General features: G+C 67.7%; 19 protein-coding genes and 1 pseudogene. 11 read left to right on the forward strand and 9 right to left on the reverse strand.

What is annotated here, in order from left to right:
- The first annotated feature begins 153 nt into the window (after positions 1–153).
- The 8 genes from JQX13_RS05575 (at position 154) to JQX13_RS05610 (ending at position 13,405) form a co-directional block, all read left to right on the forward strand.
- Positions 154–2,349, forward strand: coding sequence for a BamA/TamA family outer membrane protein (locus tag JQX13_RS05575; RefSeq protein WP_239014558.1), 2,196 nt, complete (start codon positions 154–156; stop codon positions 2,347–2,349).
- Entirely contained in the window at positions 2,346–7,037 is a 4,692-nt protein-coding gene (locus JQX13_RS05580; protein WP_203408034.1) for a translocation/assembly module TamB, read from the forward strand. Before JQX13_RS05575 ends, JQX13_RS05580 begins: the two co-directional genes overlap by 4 nt.
- 421 nt (positions 7,038–7,458) lie before the next feature.
- On the forward strand, positions 7,459–7,791 hold the full coding sequence (locus JQX13_RS05585; protein ID WP_239015237.1) for a PAAR domain-containing protein: 333 nt from the start codon (positions 7,459–7,461) through the stop codon (positions 7,789–7,791).
- On the forward strand, positions 7,788–8,699 hold the full coding sequence (locus JQX13_RS05590; protein ID WP_203408036.1) for a DUF4123 domain-containing protein: 912 nt from the start codon (positions 7,788–7,790) through the stop codon (positions 8,697–8,699). The genes JQX13_RS05585 and JQX13_RS05590 overlap by 4 nt, the downstream gene beginning before the upstream one ends.
- 45 nt (positions 8,700–8,744) lie before the next feature.
- The gene (locus JQX13_RS05595; protein ID WP_203408037.1) at positions 8,745–11,669 is read left to right on the forward strand and encodes an RHS repeat-associated core domain-containing protein; all 2,925 of its coding nucleotides are present in this window, start codon (positions 8,745–8,747) and stop codon (positions 11,667–11,669) included.
- Between the two features lie 30 nt (positions 11,670–11,699).
- Positions 11,700–12,476 (forward strand): Imm49 family immunity protein, encoded by a 777-nt coding sequence (locus JQX13_RS05600; RefSeq protein ID WP_203408038.1) that lies wholly within the window; start codon positions 11,700–11,702, stop codon positions 12,474–12,476.
- Between the two features lies 1 nt (position 12,477).
- A complete protein-coding gene (locus JQX13_RS05605) occupies positions 12,478–12,933 on the forward strand; it encodes a hypothetical protein (RefSeq protein WP_203408039.1) in 456 nt (151 codons plus the stop codon).
- Between the two features lie 76 nt (positions 12,934–13,009).
- Positions 13,010–13,405, forward strand: coding sequence for a type II toxin-antitoxin system PemK/MazF family toxin (locus tag JQX13_RS05610; protein WP_203408040.1), 396 nt, complete (start codon positions 13,010–13,012; stop codon positions 13,403–13,405).
- A gap of 49 nt (positions 13,406–13,454) precedes the next feature.
- Here JQX13_RS05610 and JQX13_RS05615 read toward each other — a convergent pair whose 3' ends face one another.
- Positions 13,455–15,116, reverse strand: a complete 1,662-nt coding sequence (locus JQX13_RS05615) for a right-handed parallel beta-helix repeat-containing protein (RefSeq protein WP_239014559.1) — start codon at positions 15,114–15,116, stop codon at positions 13,455–13,457.
- Positions 15,117–15,296: 180 nt separating this feature from the next.
- A pseudogene (locus JQX13_RS56100) lies at positions 15,297–15,533 on the reverse strand (hypothetical protein); the annotation flags it as partial.
- Here JQX13_RS56100 and JQX13_RS05620 point away from each other — a divergent pair.
- Positions 15,481–15,624: a hypothetical protein gene (locus tag JQX13_RS05620; protein ID WP_203408041.1), complete on the forward strand. Its 144-nt coding sequence runs from the start codon at positions 15,481–15,483 to the stop codon at positions 15,622–15,624. The pseudogene JQX13_RS56100 and the gene JQX13_RS05620 sit on opposite strands and share 53 nt — an antisense overlap.
- A gap of 125 nt (positions 15,625–15,749) precedes the next feature.
- Here JQX13_RS05620 and JQX13_RS05625 read toward each other — a convergent pair whose 3' ends face one another.
- Positions 15,750–16,502, reverse strand: coding sequence for a hypothetical protein (locus JQX13_RS05625; protein WP_203408042.1), 753 nt, complete (start codon positions 16,500–16,502; stop codon positions 15,750–15,752).
- Between the two features lie 100 nt (positions 16,503–16,602).
- Positions 16,603–17,490: an RCC1 domain-containing protein gene (locus JQX13_RS05630; protein WP_203408043.1), complete on the reverse strand. Its 888-nt coding sequence runs from the start codon at positions 17,488–17,490 to the stop codon at positions 16,603–16,605.
- Positions 17,491–17,620: 130 nt separating this feature from the next.
- Here JQX13_RS05630 and JQX13_RS05635 point away from each other — a divergent pair, with 130 nt between their 5' ends.
- Complete coding sequence (locus JQX13_RS05635; protein WP_203408044.1) at positions 17,621–17,842, forward strand: PDZ domain-containing protein; 222 nt, start codon at positions 17,621–17,623, stop codon at positions 17,840–17,842.
- A gap of 36 nt (positions 17,843–17,878) precedes the next feature.
- Here JQX13_RS05635 and JQX13_RS05640 read toward each other — a convergent pair whose 3' ends face one another.
- From JQX13_RS05640 to JQX13_RS05660, 5 genes are all read right to left on the reverse strand, one after another.
- Complete coding sequence (locus JQX13_RS05640; protein ID WP_203408045.1) at positions 17,879–18,181, reverse strand: PRC-barrel domain-containing protein; 303 nt, start codon at positions 18,179–18,181, stop codon at positions 17,879–17,881.
- A 194-nt stretch (positions 18,182–18,375) separates the two neighbouring features.
- A complete protein-coding gene (locus tag JQX13_RS05645; RefSeq protein ID WP_203408046.1) occupies positions 18,376–19,761 on the reverse strand; it encodes a hypothetical protein in 1,386 nt (461 codons plus the stop codon).
- 123 nt (positions 19,762–19,884) lie between these two features.
- A complete protein-coding gene (locus JQX13_RS05650) occupies positions 19,885–20,211 on the reverse strand; it encodes a hypothetical protein (RefSeq protein WP_203408047.1) in 327 nt (108 codons plus the stop codon).
- A 9-nt stretch (positions 20,212–20,220) separates the two neighbouring features.
- Positions 20,221–21,021, reverse strand: coding sequence for a hypothetical protein (locus tag JQX13_RS05655; RefSeq protein ID WP_203408048.1), 801 nt, complete (start codon positions 21,019–21,021; stop codon positions 20,221–20,223).
- A gap of 161 nt (positions 21,022–21,182) precedes the next feature.
- The gene (locus JQX13_RS05660) at positions 21,183–21,731 is read right to left on the reverse strand and encodes a hypothetical protein (protein WP_239014561.1); all 549 of its coding nucleotides are present in this window, start codon (positions 21,729–21,731) and stop codon (positions 21,183–21,185) included.
- Here JQX13_RS05660 and JQX13_RS56105 point away from each other — a divergent pair.
- Positions 21,654–21,866, forward strand: a complete 213-nt coding sequence (locus JQX13_RS56105) for a hypothetical protein (protein WP_430384199.1) — start codon at positions 21,654–21,656, stop codon at positions 21,864–21,866. The genes JQX13_RS05660 and JQX13_RS56105 overlap by 78 nt on opposite strands.
- Positions 21,867–22,006: the final 140 nt, after the last annotated feature.

Here is a 22,006-nt window from a genome sequence, read left to right on the forward strand (position 1 = left end):
GCGCCCGGGATGCACGCCCCGAGCGCCTCCGGCGCGTGCCAGCGGACAGAGTCCGCGCTCCGGCCGGAGTCGACTGTCCGATGGACGAGCCCCCACACACCTTGCGAGTCAACCGGGCGACTTCCAGGTTATGACCCCACCGTGGATGCCGCCTTGCTCCTTCGCCCGCTCCTTTCCGCCCTGCTCCTCCTCGTCCTCGCGGCCGGGTGCGCCACCACCTCGGGGGCCCAACAGCCGGACCAGCCCAAGGTCGTAGGACTCGACATCAAGGGCACCGACCAGGTCAGCGCCTCCGACATCAAGGAGAAGATCGTCACCAGCAAGACGCCGTGGTGGGAGCCCTTCAACCCCTTCGTCGGGCCGAACTACTTCGACCCCAACACGTGGCAGGCGGACCTCCGGCGCATCGTGCGCTTCTACCAGGCCCAGGGCTTCTACGAGGCCCGCATCGAATCCGCGAACGAGCAGCCCAAGGGGAAGAACGGCATCGCCCTCGAGGTGACGGTGAATGAGGGGCAGCCCACCCAGGTGGCCGCCCTCGACGTGACGGGCCTGGAGGCGCTGTCCGAGGAGCACCGGCAGAAGGCCCTGGCGGAGCTGCCCCTGGTGGAGGGTGAGGTGTTCCGCGAGGAGGAGTGGGCGGCGACGAAGGAACTGGTGCAGCAGCGCCTGCGCGAGCTGGGCTACGCCGAGGCGGAGGTGGGCGGCGAGGTGCGGGTGGACCTGGCCACGCATGGGGCGCGGGTGGACCTGCGGGTGCGCGCGGGCCCGCGCTACCGCTTCGGCAACATCTTCGTGGCCACGGAGGCCAACCCCCAGGTGAACCCGCGGCGAATCATCGAGCAGGCGCAGGGCGCGGTGAACAAGGGCGACTGGTACAGCGAGTCGGCGCTGGCCGAGGCCCAGGCGCGCGTCTTCCGCATGGGTGTCTTCGGCGCGGTGAAGGTCAACCGGGGCGCCCCGGACCGCGAGGCCCGCACGGTGCCGGTGGTGGTGGACGTGCGCGAGGCCCCCTTCCGCTCCGTCCGCCTGGGTGGAGGCGTGGGCCTGGACGCGGCCCGGCAGGAAGTGCGCCTGCTGGGCGAGTGGACCCACCGCAACTTCTTCGGCGGCCTGCGCCGGCTCACCGTGGGCGGCCGGGTGGGCTACGCCTTCATCCCCACCCTCACCGCCGCCTTCGACCAGATCGACACGGATGGGGATGGCCGCGGGGACACGCCCAACCTCAGCACCCCGCACGGGCTCGTCTTCCAGCTCTCCACCCAGTTCGAGCAGCCGCGCTTCCTCGCGAGAGATCTCCGCCTGCAGGCGTCCCTCACCGGAGAGCGGGGACTCGAGCAGGCGTACAACTTCATCGGCGGGCGCGCGCGGGGCGGCGTCATCTGGCAGCCCCACCCGGACTTCTCCTTCTCGCCCACCTACAACCTGGAGCTCTACCGGCTGCAGGGCCAACGGGGTCTCCAGGACCAGACGACCGTGCCCACCCTCGTGCTGGGTTGCCCGGCGGGGGGGGAACAGGACACCTGCAACATCTCGGTGAGCTACCTGGAGCAGACGGCCGAGTGGGACCGCCGGGACGACCCCATCGCGCCAACCCGCGGCTACTACGCCGGATTGTCGCTGCAGGAGGGCGGCGGGCCGCTCCAGGGAGACTACACCTTCCTGCGCGTGCTGCCGGATGTGCGGGGATACTTCACGTTCGGCCCGAGGGACGTCATCACGCTCGCGGCGCGGCTGCGGCTGGGCACGCTGCTCACCCCCGTCGTCACCAACGAGACGGGTGAGCGCATCCGGCAGGAGAGCGCCGTCGTCAACCGCTTCTTCGCGGGTGGCGGAGGCTCCATGCGCGGCTTCAACAGCCGGCGGCTGTCCCCCATGAACCGCAGCAACCCGAACGCGGAACAGCCGTCGGCTCAGGTGGTCCCCATCGGCGGCAACAGCCTCCTGGAGACCTCCGTGGAGCTGCGCTTCAAGCTGTTCGGAGGCCTGTCCCTCGCGGCCTTCCACGACTCCGGCCTCGTCGGCGCCGGCCCGCTGAACTTCGGGCCCCGTCAGGACGACGTCCGCAGGGAGAGCGGCCGCATCTTCGGGGACTACCACTACCAGGCCGTGGGCTTCGGCCTGCGCTACCAGACCATCGTGGGGCCCGTACGGCTGGACCTGGCCCGGAGGTTGAATATCGGCCGTCCCCTCCCCATCTTCGACCCGGCCACCGGTGAAGCAGGCTCCATCGGCGGCCTGGGTGACTGCTTCGGGCTGGGAGGGACGGACGTCGAGAACGCAAGGGAATACGCGGGGGCCCCTGAAGGTCTCTGCACGTTCTTCCTGTCGATTGGAGAGGCGTTTTGAGTGCAACTACCCCACCCCGGAAACACTGGGGCCGCTGGCTCCTGTGGGGACTGCTCGGGCTCCTCGGGCTGGTGCTGGTGCTCGTGGCCGGCGCGCTCCTCTACGTGACGGGACCGGCCGGTGAGGCCCGCATCCGGGCCCTGGTCGTCGAACAGGCGAACAAGCAGCTCTCCGGCCGCGTGGAGATTGGCGGACTGGATATCGGCCTGCTCTCCGCCGACCTCACCGACGTGAAGCTGTACGACCCCGAGGGCGAGCTGGTGGCGGCGGTGGACCGGGTGGAGACACGGGTGGCGCTCGCCCCGCTGCTGCGCAAGCACATCGTGCTGAGCGCCGCGCGCGTGGAGCAGCCCCACCTCTACCTCCACCAGGACGAGCGCGGCCTCAACCTCTCGCGCGCCATCGAGCCACGGGAGCCCAAGCCGGAGGAGCCTCCCAACCAGGCCCGCGGCACCCTGCGCTTCACCCTCGAGGACTTCCAGCTCGTGGATGGCTCCGTCGACTACGTGGCGGAGGCGGCCGAGGGCAACCGCGAGCTGCGCCTGGACGACCTCGATGCCACGGGCACGGCCTCCTGGACCGCGGCCACCGAGGGACTCGACGCGAAGCTCGACGCCACCGCCAGCCTCGCACGGCCCCTCGCGGGCCCGGTCCGCCTGTCGCTGAAGGCCGGGGGCGAGGAAGGCAAGCTCGACGCCGATGTGGACCTCGACGCCCCGGGGCTCGTCCTGCGAGCGAGCGGTGGGCTCGAGGGCGAGAACCAGGCCCGCGCCGAGGTGAAGCAGCTCACCCTCGGCCCCGAGCTGGCACGCGCCTTCCTCCCTTCCTACCCGGTGGCCGCGCCCGTCACGCTCTCGGGCACCCTGCTCCAGGCCGGAGACACCGTGAAGGTGGACCTGGACGGACGGGCCGCGGGTGGCACCGCCGAGGTGGAGGGCTCCTTTGACACGGCGCGACTGCGCACGGATGGCCTCACCGCGCGTGTGCGCGAGTTGGACCTGGCGAAGCTGCTGGGCGGTGGACCGAGCACCGTGCTCGCGGCGGACCTGCGCGTGCGCGGCGGCGGCAAGAGCCTGGAGACGCTCGATGGCACCGTGGACCTCACCGTGCCGCCCTCCAGCATCGACGGCCAGCCCCTCGGACCGATGGAGCTGCACGCGAGCGCGAAGGATGGCCGCTTCGAGCTCTCCCAGCTCCAGGCCCAGGCCCCGGGCGTCAGCCTCACCGCGCGCGGCGCGGGCACCGAGGAGGACGTGCGGCTCACGGGCCGGCTCGTGGCCTCCAACCTGGGCAACTTCGCCAACACCGTGGGCCGGCTGGGCAGCGGCGAGCCCCTGCCCCTCTCGGGCCACGGCGCCCTGGACTTCACCGTGTCCGGCCCCGCCCGCCATCCCTCCGTCTCCCTCTCGGGCGGCTTCGAGGCACTCGCCTGGGCGGACACCTCCGTGCAGGGGCTCACGCTCGACGCCCGCGTGCCGGACGCCACCCAGCCCCTCACCGCGGATGCCACGCTGAAGGCCACGAAGCTGAGCGCCGGGGGCCGCACCTTCGAGGACCTGAACGCCTCGCTCATCACCCAGGGCCGGGCCCTCGAGGCCACCGTCCGCACCGGAGGCGCGACGCAGCTCCTCGTGTCGCTGCGCGGCACCGTGGACAAGGACAACCAGGGCCTGGGGCTCGACACCCTCACCCTGCGCTACCCCGAGGCCGGCTGGACGCTCCAGCAGCCCACGCACGTGGGCTGGGGCAACGGCCGCGTGGAGGTGGCGCCCCTCTCGCTCTCCTCCGGCACGCAGGCGCTGTCGCTCTCCCTGACGAAGCGGGGCGAGCGGCTCGACGCGCGCACCGAGCTGCGCGCCTTCGACCTCGGGCGGCTGCCCAAGGCCTTCCTGCCGCCCGACCTCGACGTCGCGGGCCAGCTCTCCGGCCACCTGGAGGTGAGCGGACTCATGTCCCGGCCGGACGCCCACATGGACCTCTCCCTGCGGGGTGGCCGCTACCAGCAGTACTCGGACCTGGCCTTCGACCTGAAGGGCCGCTACGTGCGAGACCGCGCCACCGGCACCTTCACCGCCGACGCGCCCGCCGGCCACGTCTCCGCCAACTTCGACATGCCGGTGCAGGGGCTGATGAAGCGCCGCCGCGAGCCCGTGAGCCTGGAGCTGACCGTGGACCGCGTGGACATCGGCCCCGCGCTGCGCATGGCCGGTCAACCGGAGTCCGCCACCGGCATCCTCTCCGGCTCCCTCACGATGAAGGGGCAGGCGAATGATCCCCGCATGGAGCTCGTGCTGAAGGGCGATGAGCTGCGCTACTGGGGACCCACGCCCCGGCAGCCACCGCCCGTGGTGATCGCCCCCGGCGCGCTCCCGCCCGAGCTGAACGGGGAGCCGATCGGCTTCGAGCTCACCGCCCGCACCGACGACCAGGACGGCACGCTCAGCGCGACCCTGGACCTGAAGGGCATCGGCTCGAAGGCCACCGCCTCGCTCGAGACGCCCTTCACCCTGGGCCGGTTGCTGGAGAACCCTCCCACCGCGGCCCAGGCGCTGGAGACGCCCATGCGGCAGCTGCGCGCCGAGGTGCTCGATGCGCCGCTCGGCCTGCTGTCACGATTCGGGCTGGCGGACCGGGCGGGCGGCTCGGTGTCGATGACGGCCCACCTCACCGGCCCGCTGCTGGCGCCCGTGGGCGAGGTGAAGGTGGAGGCCCGGCGGGCGACGATGAACGGCCTCCAGCCCCTCGATGGCAACCTCGCGCTGCGCACGGATGACGCCTCCGTGAAGCTCCAGCTCGTCGCGCGACGCGAGGACATGCTGCTCGCGCAGGTGGACGCCAATGTCGAGGCCCCCATCGCCTCGCTGCAGGACCAGGAGATCGTGGGCCGGGTGCCCTTCACGCTGGCGATCCGTGCCGGCCCCATCTCGCAGCGCGACCTCATGGGCCTGGCCGAGACCACCTCACCCCGGGCCGGCCTGGGCGCGCAGTGCAGGACCCCGGAGTCCCTCCCCCAACAGACCGTCAGCGGGAACCAGAACGTCCTCTCGCTGAGCCTGCGGGCGCGCGGCACGCTGGAGCAGCCCCAGGTCGACCTCACCGCCGGAGTGCAGAACATCGGCGTGAATCAGATTGGCCTCGGCCAGGCACGCCTGCACTACGCCTATGACAACGCCCGCTCCACGTTCACGGCGAACCTCACCTCGCCCAATGGCGGCACGTTGGTGGCACGGGGCCACGCCACGCAGGACCTGTCCTTGTCGGCGCTGCGCCGGGGCGTGGACTACTCCCGGACGCCCCTGGAGGTGGACGTGGACTCGCACCAGTTCGACCTGTCCTTCCTCTCCGGCTCCCAGCTGCCCATGGTGCGCTCCATCGGCGGAATGCTGCGGATGGACAAGGTGCACGTGGATGGCACCGTCGGCGCGCCCAACCTCCGGGGCAGGCTCGAGTGGAAGAACGGCCAGCTCGCCCTGGACGGCCTGGGCGACTACCAGAACGTGCACGTGGCGCTCAACGTCACCGAGCAGAACCTGGAGCTGTCCGACTTCTCCGCGACCAGCGGCGGCGGCTCCCTGAACTTCAAGGCGAAGGCGAACCGCACGAAGTCGGGCCAGTTCCTCCTGACCGGCCAGGGCAACCTGAATGACTTCCCGCTCGTCCTGGAGGACCAGCTCCTGGCCCTCATCCGGCTGCGCACCGAGTTCGAGGGCGAGGTGTCCAGCCAGCTCGTCAACATCCGCAACCTCACCATCCCCGAGGCCCACATCACCCTGCCGGACATCAAACGCAAGGACGTGCAGACGATGGATCGGCCCGAGGGCATCGTCCTCGTGTGCAACGGGACGCCGATGAACGGCTCCAGGAGCAGCGAGCCCAGGGCCCAACCGGGCCGCCCGGGCACCGCCACGGGAGGTGCCGGCCCGGCCAGGGGGGAGCCTCAGCGCCAGTACTGGGTGAGCATCAACGCCCCCCGGAACCTCTGGGTGCACGGCTCGGACGTCAACGCGGAGGTGGGCCTGTCGGAGAACTTCCGCGTCGAGTCCGCGAACACCACCTCCATCTACGGCGAGGTGCGGGTGATTCGCGGCGAGGTGGAGGTGCTCGGCCGGCGCTTCGACATCCAGAAATCCAGCCAGGTGCGCTTCACCGGCCCGCCGATGGCGCCGTACATCAACGCCACGGCCGAGTACAACAACGAGAGCGCGGACGTGACGGTGTTCGTCGCCGTGCGCGGACAGGGCAAGGACATCACCATCAAGCCCACCAGCGAGCCGCCGCTGCCGGAGACGGAGATCTACACGCTGCTGGCCACGGGCCGGCGCACGCTCCGGGCGGGCTCGGGCGCGTCGATGAACCAGGGGCAGGTGGCGTCGGTGCTGGGCTCGGTGCTGGCCTCGCAGGCCCGCAAGGCCCTGGCCGCGAACCTGCCGCTGGACGTGCTCACCATCGAGGCCGGAGAGGAGGGCCTGGCGGGAGCGAGGCTGGAGGTGGGCAAGTACCTCACGGACAAGCTGTACCTGGGCTACACCGGCCGCCTGGGCTCGCCGCAGACGCAGTCCACCACGCGGCGGGAGAACACCAACGCGGTGCGGCTCGAGTACCAGTTCGGTCCGCGCTGGGGCGTCCAGGTGGAGTACGGCGATGCCCAGCAGGGCGGCGCGGACTTCATCTGGAGCAACGACTACTGACGCCGCTCGCTTCCGTTCGCTCGGCTGCGCCGCTGTTTGCCTCATGACCTGGGGTGGACGAGGCGCCTGCCGGGGAGGTGGAGTTCTCTCTGCTGGATCAGCCCCTGAGTACAGGCACTTGCCCGCCCTGGGTTGCTCGCTTGACCCATCGTCGATTGTTCGGAAGCTGGTGGCGCGGCGGGGGCTAAAGACCTCGAGCGAGAGGCCAGAGTTGGCTCATCGATTCACCCGCCAACAGCTGCGTGTTGTATGGTGCCCCCCGTTCTGAGCTACTCACGCGGGGGCGGCGGGTTGCCCATGCCACGAGGCGTCTTGAGGAAGGCCTTCGAGCACTGATGGAAGAGGAACCCTGCTGATTCTGGCAGTACGAACCAACCGACACAGGAGCCCCATCATGCCTCCGGCCGCACGCATCAGTGACATGCACGTCTGCCCGAAAGTAGAACCGGGACCAGTGCCGCACGTGGGAGGACCGGTTTCCACTGGAGAGCCAACGGTACTCATCGGCTACATGCCCGCCGCACGGGTCGGAGACATGGCGGTGTGTGTCGGCCCGCCGGACTCCATTTCTCAGGGTGAGCCATCGGTGCTCATCGGCAACAAGCCGGCGGCACGATTGGGAGATCCCACCTCACACGGTGGACAGGTCGTGGCGGGCTGTCCGACAGTGTTGATTGGCGCGCCCGCGCAGGCCAGGTGCATGGCGTCCGCCGCCGCCAGTGGAAATCCCTTTGTAACCAAGGCCGGAGCATGACGGCGGACACGGCTTCGGCACGGGTCGCGAGCCCTGGGAGACGGCTCATCGTCGAGGTGCGATGGGGCGCGTCCGCCGGCTCCAAGGGTGTGCTCGAACCGGGGCGTGTACTTCAGGTAGGTCGCGCGGAAACAGCGGGATTGTCGGTGCCCGGTGACGCATCGATGTCCGAGCTCCACTTCGAGCTCGCGTGGGACGGGACACACTGCACGCTACGCGACCTGAAAAGCGGAACGGGCACGCTGCTCGATGGACAGCGCGTTGAGGAGAGCCAGGTCTCCCATGGGGGTTGGGTGCGCGCCGGAATGACGGACTTCTCGGTGCACGTGGAGGCGATGACACCTCCGAACCGACCGGCAGTGGCGGAGCTTCCGGTGCGCAAGGCGCTCGAGGCCAGGGCATTGAAGGCCCTGGTGTCCCAATCCGGGCTGCTGTTCGCGGTGATGGACGCGGCGCAAGACGCGCGGGTGCTCGTCCTGCTGCGGGAGTCGGTGGAGGAATACCGCTCCCTCTATGATGGCCCCCAGGGAGATGTCCTGGCGGAGGTTGCGCCGTTGCTGGTGAGCCTGCCCAGGGACTCGCGCCTGTTGGAATCGTTGGTCCAGGAAGGGTGGGGAATGAATTGGGGACTGTTCCTCACCAGCCAGCGACCCTTCAAGGACGTTCGGCGGCACCTGCGGAAGTTCCTCATGATCCAGGACTCCACGGGCCAGGAACTCTACTTCCGCTTCTACGATCCACGGGTGCTCCCCATCTTTCTTCCCAGATGTTCGCCCGAGCAGCTCCAGGAGTTCTTCGGGGGCATCGACTCGTTCTTGATGGAAGGTTCCGCGGGAGAGCGCCTCCTTCGCTTCTCGGTTCGGGAGCGCAAGATTCGTAGGGACGAGGTATCACTCGTCTCGGCGTGAGCGTGTGCGGTCTGATCCGATTTCGTGAGCAACGGTGGGACGAGCATGTTCAAGATCAGCCAGGAGCAGATGGAGGCCTTCCGCCCGATCTGGCGGTCGAAGTCCGCCGAGCGAATCCTCGCGGGCTTGCGGTCGGAGGGGCTCCAGGCCGAGCGAGAGGCGACCACCGGTGACCTTGTCAGCACCGATGCGCGTGGCTTCCAGACGCGCATGGCCTTCCAAGCGGACGGACTGCCCTCGAGCCTGACGCCGCCCTCGGGAAATACGGTGGGCTTCGAGTTCGATGCCCAGGGGCGATTGTCGGCCATCCTCCATCCAGGTCCCGAACGGTTGGAGCTGGAACGGGACGCGAGAGGCAATGCTGTCACGCTTCGCCGCCCCGGCTTGATGTCGTACCTGCTCCGGTACGACGACAAAGACCGCCCGCTGTTGATCCGCTATCCGGATGGCAACACGGTCCGTTTCTCCTATCACCCGGCGGGACCGGTGGAGAGCGTGACCGACCGCACCGGCGCGCTCACCCGCTACCAGAGAGACGAGAGCGGCAGGCTGCGGGCCATCGTCGATCCGCTCGGACGCAAGACAACCTATGAGACCGATGGGCAAGGAGCCCTGACGGCCATCGTCTTCCCGGACGGTTCGCGCCAGGAGCACCGTCCGCATCCCGAGAAGTCATCCGCGGTGGTCGTCCTGCGTGATGGCTGTCAGATCGTCCATGAGTTCGATGAGGATGCGCGAGTCCTCAAGGCCATCACCTGGGCCGATGGGTCGCGAACGGAGTTCGAGCTGAAGGGAAACAACCTGACAGCCGCTCGCAACGACTTCGGAACCCTCACGAGCACCTTCGATGCGGACGGTAACCCACTCACGGAGGAGTCGCCGTTCGGGCAGGTCCAGTACGCCTATGACGAAGAGGGGCGCCTGGTGCGGCTGGTCTCACAGCACGGAGAGCCCCTCGAATACGAGTATGACGAGGACGGCCGGCTCAGTCTGGTACGAGAGTGGAGCGGGAGGGAGACCCGATTCCGTTACTCACCGGGTGGGACCGTCTCGGAAATCCATTACGGAAACGGTCTGCTCGAGACGCAGTCATACGCAAAAACCGGAAGGCTGGCCCAGGCCTGTGTCGTCGGCCGGAATGGAAGGACGCTCAGTGAGCAGGGATATGAGTACGACGCCTGCGAGCGGCTGACGGCCATGACGGATATGTCGGCCGCGCGCTTCGGACAACCCACGTCCCGGCGATTCCTCTATGACGCCGAGAGTCGGCTGCTCGGCGAATTGGATGCCACGACGAACCAGCCACTGGTGCATTACGCGTACGATGCCAAGGGCAACCTCGTCGATGACGCAGGCACCCGGGTGTGCATGGGCTTGGTGGATGAGCCCCGTATGTATGGGGAACGCTCCATCGAGTATGATGGAAACGGAAACATGGTTCTGCTGCCCACGCCGGGCGGCGAATTGTGGTGTTCCTTTGGTGGTGACGGGTTGCTGCGCGAGACGCGCAGTGGGGGCCGGGAAGTCCGTTATGGCTACGATGCCCTCGGACGCCGGGTCCTCAAGACAGATGGACGGACGACGTGGAAGTATGGCTGGGCGGGACACCAACTCCTTTGGGAAGAGGTGCAGTGGCACCCCGGGGCCCCCCCCGTGCGGCGGGATTACCTCTTCCTGCCGGAGACAGTGATTCCTCACGCCTTCCGAGAGAACGGGCGGACATACTGGCTGCAGACGGATGCGCGAGGAGCCGTCATCCGGGCTTTCGATGAGTCAGGCCAGGTCGTCTGGAGCGCACGCTATGACTCGTTTGGCGTGGTACGGGTGGAGGTTTCCGAAATACGCCAACCCTGGCGCCTGGCCGGTCAGTACGAGGATGAGGAGACAGGGCTCTACTACAACCATGCCCGCTACTATTGCGCGTGGCTGAAATCCTACATCTCACGCGACCCGCGTTGGTACGAGCCAGAGGCGACGAACTACAGCTACTGCCGCAATGACCCCTGGAACCGGGCAGACCCCTTTGGTGGGCTCGCGCCGCTGCTGGCCGTGGGCATCGCCGGTCTGGTAGGTGCGGCGGTGGGAGCGGTGACTGCGGCGGTGACCGGGGGAGATCCCGTTGCTGGAGCCGTGGAAGGCGCCATCGCGGGTGCGGGAGCGCTCGTGGCTGTCGTTGCTGGGGCTTCGGCGGGGGTCGTGCTCGCGGCGGGCGTGGTGGCCGCCGGCGTCGGAGCCTTCGCCGGTCAGCTCGTCGAGCAGGCCAATAATGGGGATGGCTTCTGCCTCATGTGCGCCCTGAAGGGGGCACTCGTGGCCGCGACCATCGACCTCGCCCTCCTCGGGCTCGGAAAGATTCCCGGAGTCAAGCAAGCCGCCAGGCGGCTGGCGAGGAAGCTTCTTCAGGCGGTTCATCCCGGGCTGCGCAGAGCCCGGCAGATCGCCGACAGACGCTTGGCCAGGCACCTGGAAAACGTGGCTGCACACAAAGCCAAATACGAGAAGGCCCTGGAGGCGGCCAAGAAGCGCAATGCCAAGCCCAGGACGCTCGGCGCACACAAGGGGAAGATCACCGAGGCCGTGGGTGAAGAGGCTGCGGCGAAGTACGTGGCAAGGAACCATCCAGAGCTCGAATTGCGTCACGGCTTCAAGCAGGGGGTCGGGTTTGATCAGGTCTATGTGAAGCGGGGTCTGGACGGGAAGATCAAGGAATATGTCATCGTCGAGGCGAAGGGACCTGGCGCCAAGCTCGGCACCACCAAGACCAAGGGGGCCCAGATGAGCGAACAGTGGGTCCGGAGCACAGCCGAAGACATGGCATCGAAGAACATGCGCTTGGGCAGGGAGTTGGTGGAGGCCCTGGACAGGAAGCCCCCTCCGAAGGTGACTGGCATGGTGCTGGAAGCCCTGGAGGGAGGCGGAGCCCGCGAATACCTCCCGCCCCATATTCAAGACTTTGGTAGATACAACTGACCTGCTAGGTGGGTGGCTCGGGAGAGCGCAATGGGACTGAAACTCAACAAGATCGCTGATGACGTCGTTGCCAAGAACCTGGAGTGGCGTGCGGGGCTGCTCAAGAAAGCGCTCCTCGAGAAGCCGCCTGCCGCGAGCGACGCCAGGGAGCTCGACAGGCACTACCGCTCGATCGGTGAGTCTTCGTGCGAAGTGGGTCTCATGCTGTACCAGCAGGAGAAGGACCCGAAGCAGATCCGGGAGCACCTGACCCTGGCCGGCCGAAACCTGCTCAAGATGCACGCGGTGCGGCAGAAGCCAGCGCCCAGCGAGTCCCGGATTCTGTGGGTATTCGAGAAGACGTTGTCCCTGGTCATCTGCTTCTGCGGTCCGGCGGAGCGAGAAGAACTGCTCCGGCTTCAGCCCTGGCAGTTCCGCAACCCCGTGGAGCCCTCGGATGATGCTTATGCCGGCTACCTGGAGCAGGTGAGGCTCTACCTGCGCAAGAGCGCCGTGGATCCGGCCGCCATCGAGGAGTTGATCGCGAAGTGCTCTTCCGATACGGCCTCCAAGGACGACAGGCAGTCCGTGCTGCCGGAGGTCCAGGCCCTTCGAGCCGTGGCAACCCAGGATACGAAGTTGTTGGACGAGTCCCTTGCCGAAGTCGTCAAGGCCCACGAGGTGCAAGCGAAGCGTGGGGAACTCAAGCTTCGCTCGGAGGGGTTCATCTGTCTGCCAGCAATGGCCCTGGCAAAGCTCGCCCAGGAGCGCGGGATGCAATGCGGTGTGAAGTCCCCCTACCTCCCCCTGTTCCTGCTGGAGGGTTGAGGTGAGTGATACCCTGACGCTGTACGTCGTGGACGAGAAGAAGCTACCCACCGGGCGCCAAGGTCTGTCGGATCAAGAGCTCCATGACAAGCTCGTTGCATCCGTACAGGCCCGGGGGGCTCGATGGGGGCAGTTGGAGATGGACACCCTCGATTTCGCCGAGGCACTCGAAATCATCGACGAGCAGATGGGAGGAACGAAGTTCCTGCCCGTGTTCGCATTCAACAATTCTCCGAACAATGTCCTCGGCGACGATAGCAACTGCCCGAGTTTTGGCTATTTCAGCCCCGAGCAGGTGCGGGATCTCAAGGCATCCCTCGATGACGTTCCCAACGACTTCATTGAGGAAATCGAGAGCGCCGATGACGATACGGTCGGGACGGTGCTGCACACCCTCCGGTCAGCGGCGGACGAGGCGGCTCGCAGAGGGTACGCACTCGCCATCCTCCACACGTAGGCGTCCCCGGCTGGCGGCATGGCCGGCTACCCGCCTCCTCGGGTAGCCTCCTTCGGACCCATCTCACGAGCGCGACATGACGACGAACACAGGAGAACCCACGGGCACTCCCCCGGTGAGGATCAACCGCGGTGACGTGTTCTGGATCGCACCGGATGACTCGCGAGGGCCTGCCCCGGACTACTCCCATCCCCACGTGGTGGTCCAGGACGACGTCTTCAACCACTCGCGCATCACGACCGTGGTCGTGTGCGCGTTGACGTCGAACCTGCACCGGGCGAGCGAGCCGGGGAACGTCCTGCTCGAGGTGGGCGAGGGGAACCTTCCCAAGCAGAGCGTCGTGGTCGTGTCGCGGCTCTCCTCGGTCGAGAAGACCCGCCTGGGTGAACGTATCGGCTCGCTGTCCGACACGCGGGTGGAGCAGATCCTGGCCGGCCTGCGATTCCAGCAGGTGTCGTTCTTCAGGCGGTAGAGAACGGCTCCCTCTCAGCGGGGAGGTGTCGAGGTTGACGCGGCGGCTGTCAGGGGGCGGAGTCCAGCAGACCCACGCCGCGCGCGGCCCACTCGCTCCCGGGAGCCGTGCGCAGGTCGTCCACGGGAAGGGGCAGCAGCTCCCACACATCCGGGTGCTCCGGGGGGACCCGGTTGGTGTTCTCGGAGCGGGCCCGGTAGAGTTGCCCGTCGTGCATCACCAGCCTGCCCGCGGCGTACGTCATCTCCGGCTGCCCGGGAGCCAGGGTGGCGCGGCTCGTCCACATCTCCAGCGCCCGGGTGGCGGTGCCCGCCGGTAGCCCCGTCGCGACGAAGCCCATGGCCGGGACGGGGCCATTCACGTTGCCACTGGCCGTCACCACGCCGGAGGTGCCACTCCCGCCGGTGAGCCCGGCGACGAGCTTGCGCCCTCCCTCCCACACGTTGTCCTTCAGCGTGGTGGGTGAGCTGATGGTGTTCCCCAGCCGGAAGATGACGCCGGGGTCCGTCGTGGACGGGTAGACCTCCGCATAGCCGAAGTCGAGCCCGCGGAAGGCGTTGCGCTCCCAGCGGAGCCTCGAGCCGCCGCCGGAGGTGCCACCGACGTAGATGCCGAGGTTGAGCGTGTCCGCGAAGTAGTTGTCGGTGAACTCCACGTCCAGGGGCAGATCCCCACTCTCCGCGCCCACGAAGAAGTTGAGCAGCGCGGCGGCTCCGCCCATGAAGACATTGTGGTGGAAGCGGATATGGCCGCCCCGGACCTGAGCCTGCGAGTTGTTGTCCTGGTAGCCCTGGAAGGCGGCGCGCCAGTCCAGGGCGCCGAAGGCCATGACGTTGTGGTGGATTTCAGCGCCCTCGCCAAGGTTCTGCACCTGCAGCGCCTCCGTGCCGGTGCGAACGATGCGGTTGTTGTAGACCTTCAGACCGGACCCGAGCGGCGTGGGCGGAGCCTGCGTGGACCCGAAGTAGATGCCCTCGCTGCCCGTGTCGTGGATGTAGAGGTCATGCAACCGGATGTCGTCGAGCGGCGGCACCGTGCCCCCGCTGCTCGTGTTGTTGATGCGCAGCCCCGCGAAGCCGGAGCGGGTGATTTCCAGGAACTCCACTTCGAAGCCGCGCGCTCCGCCGATGGCGAGCCCCATGTGGCTGCCATGCACGAAGGCATCGTCACTCAGGAAGCCATAGCGCTGGCGGGAGGTGGCGTAGGCGCCGCAGCGGTGGCCGGGAAAGTCCGGGTGGCCAGTGCCGGAATCAGCGTCATACCGGCCGGTGAGCACCCAGTTCGTGCCACCATTGATGACCCACAGATAACCCTGCGTGGTTCCCGCGGAAGGCCGGAGGATGACCTGTCCGCCCTTGTTGGTGATGACCAGCGGCCGGGACGCGCTGCGCACCGGCAGGTTGCCCAGGTTGAGGAGTTTGTACGTCCCCGCCTGGATGTAGAGCCGGTCCAGCGTGCTCCAATCCACCTCCGGAAAGCGCGCCTGCACGTCCGGGATGTAGAGTTGCCCATTCGAACCTGGCCCGGGAAGCGTGAACGTGTTCCCTGGAGGCCCGAAACGGCCAAAGGGCTCACAGCTTTCCGCGCGGCCGTCCGAGCCATCACTTCCAGCTGGCTCCTCCACCTGGATGCCCGCATCCCGCCCCTCGTCCTCCGCGCAAGCCGCGGCGATGAGGGTTGACATGACAATGACGACGATCTTCCAACGCATGGGTGTGACTCCTGAAGGGGAAATGGGTGTCCCGACCGTGGTGATATTGACAGATGTCTCGAGGGGCCTTGAAGAGCACCTTGGACTCGCAGTGACAGGACGCGCCACGAGTACTGGCAATTGCTCGGCATATCCCAGCTGGCTGGCAATCTCTCCCAGGGACATCCTGCCCTCGCTCACATAGCGGCGCGCCAGCTCGGCGCGCACGGCATCCACCAGTTGTTGGAAGTGGGTCCCCTCACTGGCCAGCCGTCGCTGCAAGGTGCATGGGCTGATGCGCAACGTGCGGGCCACGTTCTCGATGGTGGGGCCGCCGGTCACGAGGGCCTCGCGGATCTGCTGACGCAGCCGCCCGAGGAAGCTCGTGCCGATCGGTGCCTCGGCCCTGCTCTCGTCCAAGATCGTCAAGGGCTCCACGCTGAAGGTCTATCCCGGTGCGCCGCACGGCCTCACCAGCACGCACAAGGATCGGTTCAACATCGATCTGCTCTCCTCCCTGAAGGCCTGAGCAACCGGGTGGGCGTAGAAGTTGGCACCTCGGCCCTACCGTCCACCTTGCCGGGACAAGCCCACAGCCACTCGCGGCATCCTCCTCGCGAGCGGCCTGAGCGAAGCCCAGCGAAAGGAGGGGACTCAGGGTTCGACGGATTGCGGCAGGCCCCCCCGGTCCTTCGAGACGGGCATGTAGCACTTGCCCTTGTACTCGGCCTGGTTTTCGAAGCAGGGAGGACGCTTCTCGAGCGCCATCCAGCAACCCCCATTGATTTCGACCTCGCCTGTCTTGGTTTGGCAGGGAGCCTTCGCCTGGTTCCGGAAAGGCTCGTAAGGCAGAGGGTAGACGATGGGCGTTGTCGGAGGAGCCGCGTTGATCATCTCCGGTGCATCGAGCTGGGAGGGCCTCGTGGAGCCCACGCCGGGCGAGGTGGGCGACAGGTGTTCGGGCTCGCTCGCCCCATGCAGCCAGACGCCCAGTCCCAGCGCTAGCACGGAGAGGCCCGCGACGGCCCGCGGCCCCCACCTGACCCAGGGGCTCACCCGCCCTCCCGCGAGGTGCGCCCGAAGCCGAGGGTTGTCCTCCACGCGCTCGACCGCGGCGGTCATCAGCACGAGAATGTCCGCCAGCTCCGTCACCGGAACCGACGCGGGCGACTGTTCCACCTCCAGCGTCACGGAAGGCGGGTTCGGATGGCAGGAGAGACGCATCCGCCATTCCCCCTCGGGCTGCCATTCCACGCGGTCGCAGGGAATCAACGTCAGCGCGGGGTTGCCCGTCCCGACATGCCTCGCTTCGTGGAGACGTCCCAGCTCGGGCCCTACCTCTTCGTACTTCCTGCCGAACTGGAACGCCCCCGTCCCGCCGTCCTTCCAGGTCTTATCGTCCGCCACGTGCCGTCCCTCCGTGGATGCGCACCTCATGCACGCACAGGGGAACGGATTTGACCTCATGAGTCAAGATGGCCGGCGGGTCCTGATGGGTTCTCCAGGCTCAGGGTGACGCCTGGCTCTGGCCCCGAGCGGAAGCGCGGTGCTCCCACGAGGGCATCCCCGTGAAGCGGCAGGGCAGCAGCGTGCGGGCCGGGGTGAGGTGCAGGTTCGACTCGCCGTTGCCGAGCGCGCCCTGCCGGTTGGCTCCCCAACCCACCGCGGTGCCATCCCCGCTCAGCACCAGGGAATGGCCTGAACCGGCCGAGATGGCCACCCCTGTCAGGCCCGGTACCTGGACGGGAACGAGGTGGAGCGCCCCCGAACCAACCTGGGAGAGGATGTCATGGCCCCAGGTCCAAACGGTGCCGTCCGCACGCAGCGCCAGGGAGTGCCAGCCACGGCTCGAGATGGCCACGACGTCCGTCAGGCCCGGCACCTGCTCCGGAATGTTCTGGAACCGGCCCGTCGTCCCATTCCCGAGCTGGCCATTGGAGCTGCTACCCCAGGCCCACACGGTGCCGTCCTCACGCAGCGCCAGGGAGTGCGAGAGACCGGCGGCGACGGCCGTCACCCCCGAGAGGCCGGGCACCTGCCCCGGCACGAACTGGAGCATCCAATCGAACTCGCCCGCGACCTGGCCGTAGGAGTTGTCACCCCAGGCCCACACGGTGCCATCCTCGCGCAGCGCCAGGGCGTGGTTCGCGCCCGCCGAGACGGCCACCACGCCCGTCAGCTCCTCCACCTGGGCCGGAGGGATGTTGATGTTCCCCGGATCGCCATGCCCGAGTTGGCGATAGAGGTTGCGCCCCCAGCTCATCACCGTGCCGTCCTCGCGCAGCGCCAGGGAGAAGCTCTCGCCCGCCGCGACAGTCTTCACCTCCGTCACGCCGGGCACCAGCACCGGAGAGGAGCGACTGTCGCTCGTCCCATCCCCGAGCTGGCCGTACATGTTTCGACCCCAGGCCCACACGGTGCCGTCCTTCTACCGCGTTCTCCAGCTCCTTCATCCGCAGCTACGGCCGCGCGCAACGTGTGCCTTACGGCCGCGGCTTCATGTATCTCGCACGTGTCGACGCCCAATGAGCCTCGGCATCCTCAGGCCCGGATCCGCCGCGGAGCAGGCGGGCGTGAAGGAAGGCGACAAGCTCCTATCGATGACACCGCTCGAGGAGGTGCGGCCCCATCCCGAGCGGCCGATGGAGCTCACCGTCGAACGGGATGGCCAGCCGCTCCGCATCCGCTACACGCCACGCGGTGCACCATGCCGGGCTGGCGTTGGAAGCGCGTGCCCGGAGCTGTAGACCCTGGCGCACGAGCCCCCCGCGTGACCGACCATCCTAGTGGGCTGACGCGGGCTCCCCCTCCGTAGGGAGGACCTGCCGAAGTGCATCAACGACGACGGAGAGGACGACCGTGTCACCCACCGACTGAACGAGGCGGGCAGGAACCTCGAGTATTCCCGCGTGGAAGATGCTACGCGAGGCTCCGATCTGGTCGGCGATCACTCGATCCAGCTTCACCTGAAGTGACTCGACCCTCCAGGTCTCGCTGTCCAGGAAGAGGGCCATGACCTCTCCAATCACCTGACCATCTGCTCCAATGATGGTCCGTCCCCGCAGGTTTTCATCAGAAAGACGCATCGCCTGGCTCCTCTCCGCTCAAAAGTAGGTCGTGGAGGGCGGGAAGGTCAGCGCTGGCCATGGGAGGGGGCTTGAGCTCCCATGAGGCGCATGCGGACGGAAAAGCCCTTGTCCGCCACTCCGCTCGCCTCCCAGAGGACCCGCCAGGAGCGGCTGGATGGTCTCTCAGGGTGATGCCCCCGCCCACCACTTCGTCACCGCACCCGGATGGCGTCGGCCATGACGACGTAGCCCGTCGTGGTCCAGCGGCTCAGCTGCACCTTGTTCCAGCCGGCCGGGAAGCTCCACGTGCCGAGCGTGTTCCACTTGCCGCCGTTGAGCTGCTGGTTCACGCTCACCGTGGCCAGGTTGGTGCCGCTCGCGTTCGTGATGATGAAGGGCGCGGTCGGCGAGCGGTTGGTGCCCGCCACCCACCAGGCGTCGATCGTCTTCGTGGCCGCCGCCGGCAGGTAGAAGAAGAACACGGCCGGGTCGGAGACGGCCTGCGTGGAGGCGTAGTTGTAGTTGTTGCCGAAGAAGCCGGTGCTGGTGCCCGTGGCCCAGTTGGCCGAAATCTGGCTGTAGCCCTTGGTGGTGTCGTTGTTGGCGTTGTTGTTGTCGACGACCAGGCCCGTCGTCGACCCGCCCGACGTCCACAGGTACGTCACGTCCACCCAGTCGTTGTTGCTCATCCCCAGGTCCGTCCAGAACGACCCATCCGCGATGTCGATGCCCGCGGGATTGGCGGGCCGGCGCCCGAATTGATCGTACCCGCCGTTGTAGCCGTCCTGGTACGCGGCCTGGGCCTCGGGCTTGCCCTGCGGCAGGTCCTTCCACATCTCGCGGACGCTCGAGGGATTCCAGTAGTCATCCTTCGTGTTCCACGGTCCCACGTCCCACACCGACGTGGTCGTGCACTTGCCCGTCTTCGAGTAGCACACCCTCACCTGGTACTCGGAGCCGCCATTGCTCGCGAGCGCCCGGCGCGAAGGCAGCGCCACGAAGCGGTCATAGCTCTTGATGACGTGGCCGTTGGCCGTGGTGCCGCCCACCAGCCCCTCGCGCGTGGCGTAGATGCGGTAGGTCAACGGCGTCGCCAGCGCCGTGAGCTCCTGCGAGGCGCCCCCCTCCAGAGAGCCCTCCATCGTCACCTCTCGCACCAGGGGACCGCGGCCGTGCTCGTCCGCCACGAGCGCGAGCCGCACCTGCACCTCGGTGCCGGCCCAGGGCAGGCGCACGGCCTCGCCCGCGCTGGAGGTGCTCCACTCGCTCCAGGCGCCACTGGCCGCACGCACGCGGACATCCACTTCCACCCCCATCCCCAGGGAGCTCGTCGTCCGGAGCACCGGCCGGAGGGTGTCCACCGGCTGCTCCAGCCTCCGGGCCGGGAAGGTGTAGAGGCCCGTGAGGGTGCGCAGCCCTTCGGACCGGCGCATGACGGCGTAGGGCTCGAACACCAGACCCTCGCGGGTGCGCACCAGCTCACCCGTGCCCTCTCCGGTGGCGAGCTCCTCCGTCCAGCCCTCCGCGAGCGCGGCGCCTCCCGTCAGCGAGACTCCCAACATCATCGTCATGAACGTCGACCGCAGCTTCGAACGCATGGCCTGACCCCTTGGAAGAAGGAACCCGCGAGAACACCGAATGCGGGGTAGTCCCTTCTTCCTAGAAGACCATGTATCCGTCTCGATGTCTCACAAGAAGAGAATCTCGAGCCGGGAGACGTGCTATTTTTCTCCCTGGATGGCTGGGATGACACACGCCTCGAAGAGGGCCTTGCGCGCGTCCGGCGCCAGCGGCGCGAGCGCTTCCTGGTTCAGCTGGGCGATTTGAAAGCTGGCCCACGCGGGTGTCATGGATTCATCGAGGGCTGGAATCCGCAGCTCGAATCCGTGACAGACCAGGGTCCCGCTGTCGCGAGGATGGACCTTCAGCTCCGGCTTCTCCTGATCGGGCGGCGGTGGCTCGGGGGGCTGTGGACTCGGACAGGCGAGCCCACCCACTCCAAGGAGGACCGCGGCAAACACCAGCGCACGTCGTGCATTCGGGCTCATATCAAGTGCCTACAGGGGGATGACGTCCGTCATGCTGGGAAACTCGTACTGTCCGGCGGGCGCGGTGGCGCGCAGCTCGACCTCGGGAGAGACCCGGTCCCAGCCGAACAGGTTCAGCAGAGCGGCGTCCAGGAAGGACCGCTGCACCTCGGGAGGCTGGCTCCGCACGATATCCGCCTCGCCCACCAACCCCAGCTCGAAGGCCGCCAGCTCGGGGCTCCGGGCGCCGCCCACCTGCACACCGTCGCTCACCAGTCCCGCGTGGAGCGCCGACCAGCTCAGCGGCGCGGCGGAGGGAATGCCCAGCGAAAGCTCGAACGTGTGTTGGATCAGCGTTCCCGCCGCGGCTTCCGCCTCCAGCTGTTGCACCATGGCTGGCGTCTCGCCACGCAGCTCGAAGGAGAAGGAGCAGATGGCGCTCCTCTTCGTTCCGTGAATCGTCATGCCCTTCGCCTTCACCCACTGCTGGATGAATCTCATCTCGGGTCGGGTCGCCAGGACGCACTCGGACTCGGACTCCACCTGGTAGAACAAGGCCTGTCTGCCCTTCCACGATGGATGCAGCGAGCCCGGGTCCGCTGGCAGTTGCACATCCCGAAGCACCCGCTCGACCAGCAGGTAGGTCGCGTTCGCCGCATCGCGGGATACCACCGTGCGGGCCTTTGGATAGACCCACACGATGTTTGACTGGTGGGTCGCGGTGGGCTCGAAGTACACGGCATCTGCCGTCTCGACGACGTGGACCACGGGCACACCGCCGCCCGAGGCCCCTACCGTCACGGCCAATATCACTGCGTTCCAGAAGCTCATGAATGACCGCATCACGAATGTGATGCACCCCCTCGGAGCTTGCCCATACCACGGAGCCACACCGCGACCATGAGTAAAATCCGCACGAGCCCGGCGGTGATGAGGGGAACGGGCTCGCGGAGACCGGCGTGTGTGCCGCCAGTCTCCGCGCTCGGCGCGCGCTACGGCGCTTCCGTGAGCGTCACGTCATCGAAGTAGACGGTGCCGCTGCCGTTGCTCTCCAGGCTGATGACCACGGAGTTGGAGTTGGGAGTGAACGACACCGTGAGGGGCTGGTAGCTCGCGCCGGCGGCTACCTGCGTGGAGGCCTCCTGGACGCCGTTGAGCGTGTTGAAGCCCAGCGCGCGCAGACGCGCGGTGTCCCCGCTCCCCCGGGCATACGCCGAAAGCGTGTAGCGGCGGCCGGCGGTGAGCGTGGGTCCGTACTCGGTGTACGTCCAGCCGAACTCCGTCCCGGCGATGGGCTTGATGGGATGGCCGGAGGTGCGGTTCGCCTCCTGCATCCACGTCCACAGGTTCATCAGCCCGCCGCCTTCCCTCCTCACCGCTCCGCCGAGCGCGCCGCCTGCGTGTACACGCTGATGGCCTCGTACGTGCTGGCCGGAGTCGAGCCGTGGGCGTACCTGGCCGACGTGCTGGAGACGCACGCCCGCGGCTGGCCCCAGCGTCGGCTTGAGGAACTGCTGCCACCCATGTGGAAGGTAGCGCACGAGGCTGCCGCGCGGCCTCCCTCAACCGCTCCTGCGGCGACCTGTGCGCTGCCCCTCCCGGTCAGGCTGGGCGGCGCGGCCCGTTATCACATCCTCGCCTTCCTTCTGCACCGCTCCGCCGAGCGGATACGATAACGGATATCCTCATCCAGTACTGTTCACACTCTCCTTGCGCATAAGAGGAATGGGGGCAATGTCTGGGAGGGCAGCGGGTTGGAGCAGAGAGGCAGAGGAGGGCCGCTGAGGGGAGCCCACGAGCTGTGCGCCATGCCGGT

Source organism: Archangium violaceum (genome assembly GCF_016859125.1).
GTDB classification, from domain to species: domain Bacteria; phylum Myxococcota; class Myxococcia; order Myxococcales; family Myxococcaceae; genus Archangium; species Archangium violaceum_A.

Coding starts and splice junctions, on each gene's coding strand:
- JQX13_RS05585 (WP_239015237.1), top strand. CDS start 7,459: ATGCACGTCTGCCCGAAAGTAGAACCGGGACCAGTGCCGCACGTGGGA.
- JQX13_RS05590 (WP_203408036.1), top strand. CDS start 7,788: ATGACGGCGGACACGGCTTCGGCACGGGTCGCGAGCCCTGGGAGACGG.
- JQX13_RS05595 (WP_203408037.1), top strand. CDS start 8,745: ATGTTCAAGATCAGCCAGGAGCAGATGGAGGCCTTCCGCCCGATCTGG.
- JQX13_RS05600 (WP_203408038.1), top strand. CDS start 11,700: ATGGGACTGAAACTCAACAAGATCGCTGATGACGTCGTTGCCAAGAAC.
- JQX13_RS05610 (WP_203408040.1), top strand. CDS start 13,010: ATGACGACGAACACAGGAGAACCCACGGGCACTCCCCCGGTGAGGATC.
- JQX13_RS05615 (WP_239014559.1), bottom strand. CDS start 15,116: ATGCGTTGGAAGATCGTCGTCATTGTCATGTCAACCCTCATCGCCGCG.
- JQX13_RS05630 (WP_203408043.1), bottom strand. CDS start 17,490: ATGTACGGCCAGCTCGGGGATGGGACGAGCGACAGTCGCTCCTCTCCG.
- JQX13_RS05635 (WP_203408044.1), top strand. CDS start 17,621: ATGAGCCTCGGCATCCTCAGGCCCGGATCCGCCGCGGAGCAGGCGGGC.
- JQX13_RS05640 (WP_203408045.1), bottom strand. CDS start 18,181: ATGCGTCTTTCTGATGAAAACCTGCGGGGACGGACCATCATTGGAGCA.
- JQX13_RS05645 (WP_203408046.1), bottom strand. CDS start 19,761: ATGCGTTCGAAGCTGCGGTCGACGTTCATGACGATGATGTTGGGAGTC.
- JQX13_RS05650 (WP_203408047.1), bottom strand. CDS start 20,211: ATGAGCCCGAATGCACGACGTGCGCTGGTGTTTGCCGCGGTCCTCCTT.
- JQX13_RS05655 (WP_203408048.1), bottom strand. CDS start 21,021: ATGAGCTTCTGGAACGCAGTGATATTGGCCGTGACGGTAGGGGCCTCG.